At 43.2% G+C, this 6,705-nt stretch carries 6 protein-coding genes; 3 read left to right on the top strand and 3 right to left on the bottom strand.

Features of this window, described 5'->3' with window-relative positions; translation table 11 throughout:
- Both HWQ37_RS02530 and HWQ37_RS02535 read left to right on the top strand, forming a co-directional pair.
- A partial coding sequence (locus tag HWQ37_RS02530) for a hypothetical protein (protein ID WP_292743324.1) occupies positions 1-480 on the top strand: 480 nt, incomplete at its 5' end.
- 141 nt (positions 481-621) lie between these two features.
- Entirely contained in the window at positions 622-1,413 is a 792-nt protein-coding gene (locus HWQ37_RS02535) for a helix-turn-helix domain-containing protein (RefSeq protein WP_292743327.1), read from the top strand.
- Positions 1,414-1,486: 73 nt separating this feature from the next.
- Here HWQ37_RS02535 and HWQ37_RS02540 read toward each other — a convergent pair whose 3' ends face one another.
- The 3 genes from HWQ37_RS02540 to mfd all read right to left on the bottom strand — a co-directional run bounded on the left by HWQ37_RS02540 (position 1,487) and on the right by mfd (position 5,682).
- Positions 1,487-1,750, bottom strand: coding sequence for a type II toxin-antitoxin system RelE family toxin (locus tag HWQ37_RS02540; protein ID WP_292743330.1), 264 nt, complete (start codon positions 1,748-1,750; stop codon positions 1,487-1,489).
- Positions 1,747-1,959: a hypothetical protein gene (locus HWQ37_RS02545; protein ID WP_012411744.1), complete on the bottom strand. Its 213-nt coding sequence runs from the start codon at positions 1,957-1,959 to the stop codon at positions 1,747-1,749. Before HWQ37_RS02545 ends, HWQ37_RS02540 begins: the two co-directional genes overlap by 4 nt.
- 120 nt (positions 1,960-2,079) lie before the next feature.
- On the bottom strand, positions 2,080-5,682 hold the full coding sequence (mfd, locus tag HWQ37_RS02550; protein ID WP_292743336.1) for a transcription-repair coupling factor: 3,603 nt from the start codon (positions 5,680-5,682) through the stop codon (positions 2,080-2,082).
- 240 nt (positions 5,683-5,922) lie between these two features.
- Between mfd and HWQ37_RS02555 the strand changes: the two genes are divergently transcribed.
- Positions 5,923-6,705 (top strand): hemolysin family protein (locus tag HWQ37_RS02555; protein ID WP_292743338.1); only part of this gene is annotated, 783 nt, incomplete at its 3' end.

A 6,705-nucleotide genomic window follows, 5' to 3' on the forward strand; every position in this document is an offset into this window, starting at 1 on the left:
AGGAATCAATCAGTTGACTCTGGTAATGAACAAAACGAATCTAAGTTAACTATTAATGACATTATTCCTTTAACTTCTGCTGCAACTCGTGAAAGAGCAAGTGGTATCAATGGGGAAACTCTAGACTATCAAGAAACTCAGCGTCTTATGGCTGCAATGGCAGGGGTTGGATGTGTTGGTATTAGTCCTATCCAGTTCAAAAAGGCAATGGAAATTTATCAGTCTTCTCAACCAGTGGGTGATACTTATGCTGATGCTGAGTTCAACGTTTTGATTTCTAGTGGAATTGAAGAGAAACTCAGGCAGTCCATTGAGAACCACAATCGGAAGTATGAATATCAAAATCAGCAACCGTATGGAAGCATTAATAAAGAAATTAAGAAAAGATTCGGCAAGCCCCGCGAGGAAATGACTATAGAGGAATTAAAGCGGGTCTGGGCATGGATTCAGCAAAATTATTCTATTGACCCAACAGCGTAACATGACCAAAAAATATTATATAGTACTATAGTACTATTAATCTTTGCATTTTGCCTTTTCCTAACTCTAGAGAAAGTGACTGTGATGCAGGGACTTTGCTAATCTAGCTAACCTAGAAATGTGATGATTTGTAGAACACCTGTGAAATCTAATGTTTCCAAGGTAAGAACACTAACGGTTGGCGACCCTGGGAATCTTGCAGCTCCTCCAGGTTCTCAACCTTGGGCGATCGCAGTGCGATTGCAAATACAATCTCTGTTGAAGGACAATGCAAGCAGTGTCAAACATCTACGAACTTGGCTCAAGGGCATAGAGGAACACGCTGGATATCGTCAGCTCATAGATGAAAACGGTCAACCATTCCCCTCTTATGGTGCATTCTGCAATGCTAAACCACCTTGGGGTCTTGGCTACCCTCCAGAAGTAATTGACCAGATTCTCAAGGAACTGGAATCAGTTCAAGCAAAGCAGATTCAAGGAGAAGAACAGCAACCTAATAGTTGGGGCAATTTAGAGGGTTATTTGCAAAGGTTTTCTAAACTAGTTGAAAATTGTGTAGATAATCAGCCTATTAATGTAAGTAAGATTGGCAAAGTTTTAGATATGGTTCCTAGAAATGCTGATCGTTGGAGGAAGCGATGGCTCGATCTAGGGTGGATTGAACCAGTATCAAGTAAAAGAGATGGCTATTACCAGATCACGCAGGAGGGAAGAAGACTGGTACAAAATTGGTTAGAAAAAGAGCCATCCAATGATACAAACTATAAATTATGGCTAACTATTCCTCGCTGCAATTCCAAAAAGGCGGCAGAGGAACTAATTAAATCTTTAGATGTTGATCAACTGAGAGAACTTTATAATCATATAGGAAATTCATTGAATCAACAGTCCATTGACACTACAAATTGTCGCAACGAAACTGACCAGTGCTAACAGAATACCTTAAACTAAAATTGCTGGTGTCGTTGCCTTTATGTTTAACTTGGAATTCCCACCTACTCCAGCGTCAATCATCTTTATAAACTTCTCTACGATGCCCTACTCTGACAACGGTTACTACTAAGACATCATCATAAATATGATACAAAATCCGATAATCGCCGACTCTGATGCGATAACGATTTTCACCATTTTTTAATTTGCCGACACCATCAGGGCGAGGATCAAGAGCTAATTGTTGAATTTTGCTCTCTAGCCTTTCTTGAATATCTACGGGTAACTTTTTGAGTTGTTTAGATGCACTTTTGGAAATTTCTACTTGGTAGCTCATGCAGTTTTTTGCTGATGTTCTGACCAAGTTAAAGTGCCATTTTCTGCGATATCTTTTAATCCCTCTTCAAAGTCTCTTTCGTCGGACTCGTCTTCCTGTTTGCGGATTTTCAACAGTGATAAAATCTCTTGCAATGTATCGTCATAAGCCAGTTCTATTTGTTCATTAATAGCCTTGATTAACGCTTGCCTTTTAGTTGTAGTTTCCATGCTTTTACTCTTTTTAACTGCTCGTCATTGTCTATGCTTTGAACACCTTATTTTACTCTAAAATTCTTCTCAGTAAGTCTGAGATATGTTTTCACTTGATGACTAATCTTTTTCTACCGATCAAAGAACAGCGGCTTCTGGAATCGCACCCTGCATTCTCCCGAAAGCATCAATCAAATTTTGCAATTGTTGATCTGCTTTAAAAACTCCTAACCCGCGCACCGTAACTTTACCTGGAGAATACACAAAGCGGGTCTTGAGATTGTCTGGTAAATTCGCCGCCAACAAATTCCAAGCGGGTTCCTCCATCGGCGTTTCTAAAACGACGTGCTGCTTCTGTTCTGGTTTAATCCGGCTAAATCCGAGTTTTTTCGCTAGCTGTTTGAGTTCCATAACTCGCAAAAGTTGATTTGCAGAGACTGGTAAAGTACCATAGCGATCGCTCCACTCGGCTGCAATTAGCTTTAATTCTGATTTAGATTTAGCTGTGGCTACTGCGCGGTATGCACTCATTTTTTGATCCAAATCGGTGATATAATCTGCTGGGATAAACGCCGTTAGGTTAAGATCAATCTGGGTATCCTCCACTTTCGGAATTTCTTGTCCTCGAATTTCCCGAATTGCCTCTTCCAGCATTTCCATGTATAAATCAAAACCGATGGCATCCATTTGACCGGATTGTTCAGCACCTAGCAAGTTACCCACGCCTCTGATTTCCATATCGCGCATCGCTAGTTGATATCCAGAACCTAGCTGAGTAAACTCTTGAATCGCTCGTAAACGTTGCCGCGCCGCATCAGATAATTCCCGTTGCTTCGGATAAAATAACCAAGCATGAGCCTGTATCCCGGCACGTCCCACACGACCGCGTAATTGATACAATTGAGCTAACCCAAAGCGGTGAGCATCTTCAATCAAAATCGTGTTGACTCGCGGAATATCTAAGCCAGATTCAATAATCGTCGTACAAACCAGGATATCTGCATCACCATTACTGAAGGTGAGCATGGTTGATTCTAACTCGCTTTCATCCATTTGACCGTGAGCGATCGCAAATCTAGCTCCTGGTATCACTTCTCGTAAATTGGCTGTTGTCTCTTCAATGCCATCTACTCGTGGAACTACATAAAAAACCTGCCCGCCTCTGTCTAATTCTTGACGAATTGCCGTGCGGATACTTTCGGAATTTATCGGTGACAAATGAGTTTTAATTGCGCGTCTGGTTGGCGGTGGTGTAGTTATTAAACTCATTTCCCGAATTCCCGACAAAGACATATATAGGGTACGAGGAATAGGCGTAGCCGAGAGGGTAAGTACATCAACTTGAGTTTTCAGGCTTTTAATTTTCTCTTTTTGGTTTACCCCAAAGCGCTGTTCTTCATCTATCACCAACAGTCCTAAATCCTTGAATGATACGCCTTTACCTAAAATTTGGTGTGTGCCAACAACTACATCTAACTCACCCGTCGCCAATCGCTTTTGAATATCGCGGCGTTCTTCAGCCGAACGAAAACGGTTGAGTAAGCCGACATTTACCGGATAGGGAGCAAAACGTTCTTTAAGTGTATGGTAATGCTGCTGTGTTAAAATAGTCGTTGGCGCAAGGAGTGCCACTTGTTTCCCGGCGGTGACTGCTTTAAAAACAGCACGAATCGCCACTTCCGTCTTCCCAAAACCGACATCGCCACAAACTAAGCGATCCATTGGGCGATCGCTTTCCATGTCGCGTTTTACATCTTGTACAGCTTTGAGTTGATCCGTTGTGGGTTGGTAGGGGAAAGAATCTTCTAATTCCTCCTGCCAAGGCATATCACCAGGGAAGCTAAAACCTTGTTGTTGCGATCGCGCTGCATACAGTTTCAACAAGTCCACCGCCAATTTTTTAATCGCTTTGCGGACTTTATTCTTGGTATTTTCCCAAGCTTTCCCAGTCATCCGATTGAGTTCTGGTGCTTTATCGGCTGCGGCGCGGAACCGGGATAAAGCACCTACTTGATCGGCTGCGACTCTTAATAACCCATCAGCATACTGCACCACCAAATAATCACGGGTTTCGTTATTAATCGTCAAACTTTCCAGCTTGACAAATTTGCCAACACCATGATTTCTGTGAACGACATAATCTCCTGGACGCAGCTTATTCGGATCGACTTGTTTAGAAGTAGCTTTGTGGCGCTTACGGATATAGCCGGGAGTCGCCAAGGAATGCTGCCCAAAAAATTCTCGATCTGTAACGATTACTAATCGGTATGTAGGCAGGATAAAACCTTCTAGTTCCGCAAGACCAGAATATTTTAAGGCTATGGGAGTATGGTTGATTTGCAGCTTATCGATCGCTTGGTAGTCGCGGGGATTGGGGATAAACTGAGCCGGACAATCATGTTCTTGCAATAGGGAGACAGAACGCGAAGGTTGAGCAGAAAGCAGCCAAATTGAGAAATTGCGATCGCGTTGTTGGCGGATAGTTTCAGCTAGTTTAGCAAACTGGTGTGGCGTAGCTGGAATCGGACGGCTGGCAAGATTGATCCCACTATTTTCCTCTGAGAGTTCCGATAAATATAATGTTTTAAACTTGGCAACATCAACCAAACACTCATCAAACGAACGGTGAATCTTCGGCAATATTACGGGAGTAGATTCTTCCCCATGCCCAATTCCCCATTGTTCTTGGGCATTTTCTACCCAGCGATCGCTATGAGCATGACACTGTTCTGGCTCATCAATGGCAATCAGGGTATTTTCTGATAAGTAGTTTAGCAGAGATGCTGGTTCCTCGAACGCCAACCCCAAAAAGCGACGACTACCCTCAATTAGTGATGAGTTCTGAGTGATAAGTGCTGAGTCAGAATTTAACTCAGCACTATTTTTCAGTGCAGCCATCACTACCGGAGTAAAGCTTGTGGGGGTAAGAATTAACTGGTCAACTTTGTCGAGGGCGGAACGTTGAGTTGCTGGGTCAAATTCTCGCATTTGCTCGATTTCATCGCCAAACCATTCCAACCTGACTGGAAATTCAGAGGAAACCGGGAACACATCAACAATATCGCCTCGCCGACTCCATTGCCCTTCCATTTCCACCAAAGGAACTCTTTCGTACCCCAAAATGGTTATTTTCTCACTGAAGGCATTCAAGTCTAATTCCATACCTTTTTTCAGGGTAAGACAGAATTGCCTAAAAGCTTCTGGTGGTGGTAAATGAGGTTGCAACGCCCCTTGAGTAGCCACAATCGCCATATTTGTCTGTCCTACCCTGCGGGAAGCCGCTGGCGCGTCTATGTCATTTGTCCTTTGTTCTTGGTTTGTTTCTAATGACATAGGCGCTTCTCTACGAGACGCTACGCGAACGCCTTCCCGCAGGGTATGACTAATGACCAATGACTCTTGACTCTTGCCCAAATCCGCCAATACCTGCATTTGCCCCCAACTCATCTCAGTTTCCGGGTCAAAAGGTTCGTAGGGAGAAGCCTCGGAGGTGGGGTAAAAATGTACTGTTTGCCATCCCATTGCCTCCAGTTGTGCGTAAACACGTCCAGCTTCCTCCAGAGTGGCGCAAACCACGAATAAATTTTTGCCCTGAGACTGTGCTAATGCCGAAGCCACTAGAGACTTGGGCAGTCGGGGAATGCCATTTAACCGCAATTCTTGTTGTCGATTCAGCTTAGAAATAAATTCAGTAGTGAGCGACGATCGGCCTAAGGCACGCACAATAGAAGAAAATGACATAAGTACTACTAGCGATGGGAGTCTTTGTAGGTCAGAAAATTTTGAGGCAGTTTATGTCAACCATTTTAAAAGTGTTAACAGCTTTCTTATTCCTTCGGTGAAAGAATAATGCACAGTGACTAATAAACTTAAGAACTATAACTATTACTTTGTGTACAGTCAAAGCATTTATCGAAACACCTTTAATACTAGATACTAGGGATTGAGCTACGTTCGCTCTGATAAGCCGCAATTTTAAACATGTCCTCCATCACTTTTGAAATTTTAATCATTTTGGTGCTAATTATTGCCAACGGTGTGTTTTCTATGTCTGAGATGGCAATTGTCTCAGCACGCAAAGTTAGGCTACAGCAGCTTGCCAATCAAGGAGATGTCAAGGCAAAGGCAGCATTGAAACTAGCTGAGTCTCCAAATCATTTTCTGTCAACCGTTCAAGTGGGTATTTCCCTGATCGGTATCCTGACAGGTGCTTTTGGAGGAGCAACAATTGCCAGTCGGTTGGCAATCTATGTAAAACGTGTCCCATTGTTAGCGCCTTATAGTGAACCGCTATCTTTCGGAATAGTGGTATTGCTCATTACCTATTTTTCACTCATTGTTGGCGAATTGGTACCGAAGCGTCTGGCATTAAACAACCCAGAAAGGATTGCATCGATTGTAGCTATTCCGATGCAAGCCTTGGCAGCGATCGCTTCTCCAGTAGTTTTTCTCTTAAGCGCTTCTACAGATTTGATCCTGCGAGTGCTGGGAATTACTGCTTCTACCGAGCCGCAAGTCACCGAAGAAGAAATTAAAATTTTAATTGAGCAAGGCACTGAGGCGGGAACCTTTGAGGAAGCTGAACAAGATATGGTAGAGCGAGTCTTTCGTTTAGGCGATCGCCCTGTCAGCTACTTAATGACACCCCGTCCTGATATTGTCTGGCTAGACTTAGACGACCCTGCCGAAGAAAATCGCCAAAAAATGGTTGATAGTGCCTATTCTCGCTATCCAATTTGTCAGGGAGGACTTGACAATGTGCTG

Source organism: Nostoc sp. NMS4 (assembly GCF_017115095.1).
GTDB lineage: Bacteria > Cyanobacteriota > Cyanobacteriia > Cyanobacteriales > Nostocaceae > Nostoc.

Excerpts from the sequence above, each read along its gene's own strand:
- HWQ37_RS02540 (WP_292743330.1), bottom strand. The coding sequence starts at position 1,750 with ATGAGCTACCAAGTAGAAATTTCCAAAAGTGCATCTAAACAACTCAAA.
- HWQ37_RS02545 (WP_012411744.1), bottom strand. The coding sequence starts at position 1,959 with ATGGAAACTACAACTAAAAGGCAAGCGTTAATCAAGGCTATTAATGAA.
- mfd (WP_292743336.1), bottom strand. The coding sequence starts at position 5,682 with ATGTCATTTTCTTCTATTGTGCGTGCCTTAGGCCGATCGTCGCTCACT.